The organism is Pseudomonas sp. P5_A12 (genome assembly GCF_056400685.1).
On sequence record NZ_JBFUKU010000530.1, the window covers coordinates 1 to 1,905 of the forward strand.

At 62.7% G+C, this 1,905-nt stretch carries 2 protein-coding genes; both read right to left on the reverse strand.

All coding sequences use genetic code 11. From position 1 onward, the window contains the following. Positions 1 to 487 (reverse strand): FAD-dependent oxidoreductase (locus tag AC1DSG_RS30775; RefSeq protein ID WP_477794235.1); only part of this gene is annotated, 487 nt, incomplete at its 3' end. 225 nt (positions 488 to 712) lie between these two features. Next, a partial coding sequence (locus AC1DSG_RS30780) for an amidase (protein ID WP_477794236.1) occupies positions 713 to 1,905 on the reverse strand: 1,193 nt, incomplete at its 5' end.

Below are 1,905 nucleotides of genomic sequence, written 5' to 3' on the forward strand. Positions count from 1 at the left end.
GGGTTGAAGGCGACGGTTTGCGCAGGTTCGCCAGTTCCTCACCCAACAGGCTGGTGTCGAAGAGCTCCGGATCCAGGGTCCGTCCACCGGCCAGAGCCCCCGGCAGGTGTGGATAATAATCAGGATACTTGGCCGCTACCGCGTAGCGCACCCGGCTGATCCGGGTGAGCTGTTCGATCATCTTCGGCGCATTGTCCAGGTAGGCACGCAGGCGCGTGTCATCGACATGCTCGCCCGCCGCCGCTTGCAGGTAGGTCAGGGCCGTAGCGTAGCTGTCGTTGCCTTTCATTCGAGTGAAGTAGTGGTTATTCGGGATCCAGATACCGCCGCCGGAGATCGCCGACGTGCCGCCGTACTGGTCGCTTTTTTCCACCACCAGCACGCGCATCCCCTGGTCGGCGAGGAACACCGCCGAAGTCATCGCACCTGCGCCCGAACCGACGACGATCACGTCATAGTGGGTCTGAGACTGAACTTGAGCCGTCATTGTTGTTATGCCATTAGCTGAGGTCAGAAAGAAACCGCCGACGACGCTGCGGGTGCGCTGGCGGAGTGCAGCCCATGATCAGGGCTGCGGGGGAATGGGTTCATCGTCAAAGTGGACTAGGGGTGATAACGCTTGAGGCTTGCCCGCAAACAAATACACCGCGGCACCTGGTTCGTTTGTAGGGACATGATCATCCCCAGGCGCGTGGGGACGATCATCAGGCGGTTACAGCGTGGCGCGTCGAGCGGCCCACGGATGGGCCTGTTCCAGCTGGCTGGACAGGCGCAGCAGCACGTCTTCTCCTCCCAGGCGAGCGGTAAACATCATGCCCACCGGCAGGCCGTCGTCGCTCTGGCCAAGCGGTAGGGAGATAGCCGGTTGGCCGCTGACGTTGGCCAGTACCGTGAAGCCGGCGCTGCCCATGGCATTGTGGGCGTAGCTGTCCCAGGGTTGGTCCAGGGACAACAGGCCGAGTTTTGGGGTCAGGCTGCCGGTGACCGGCGACAGGATCACATCGAAGCGGTCGAAGTGCTGCTCCATGGTTGCGCCGATACTCTCGAACGATTGGCGGGCGCGGTAGAGGTCCTCGCCACTGATGCCCTTCGAACGCTCCAGGTTGACCATGGTGATCTTCTCCAGGTCCTGCGCCGTGGCAACTCTTCCGAGCACCTGCTCACGGTCGTGAATCAGGGTCCGCACCGCGGTACCTATCACCATGCCATGGGCACCGAACAACTGTCGCGGATCGACGTTGAGCGTCAACTCGTCGATCTCGTGTCCCAGAGCCAGCAGCTGCTTGATTGTCTGCTCCAGGGTGGCGGCAATCGCCGGCTCAAGCGGCGCACCGGTCAGCGACTGACGCACCACGGCCACACGTAGCTTGCCCGGTTCGCGCTGCAATTCCTCTACATACGGTCGCACCAATGGTGGGCACCAATACGCACTGCCCGTTTCATGGCCCTGCCCGACATCAAGGAACAGCGCGGTATCGCGTACCGTGCGTGAGACTACGTTGGCCACACTGGCGCCAAACCAGCCTTCGAAATGCAGCGGTCCGCTAGGGGTGCGATAGCGGCTGGGCTTGAGTCCGACCAAGCCGCAGTACGAAGCCGGAATGCGAATCGAACCGCCGCCATCGGTGGCGTGGGCTACGGGCACGATCCCTGCCGCCACCGCTGCCGCCGCGCCTCCGGAAGAACCACCTGCGCTCATGGCCAGGTTCCATGGGTTATGGGTCTGGCCCCAGGCCAGGGATTCGGTGGTGGTGGTCAAGCCGAACTCAGGGCAGGTGGTCTTGCCGAATGGCACTGCACCGGCCTGCTCGTAACGGGAGATCAGAGTACTGGTGCGGCTTGCGGGTGGTGAGTCCTTTAGCATCCGGCAACCGTTGCTGGTGATGGTGCCCTGCAGGGGAGTAT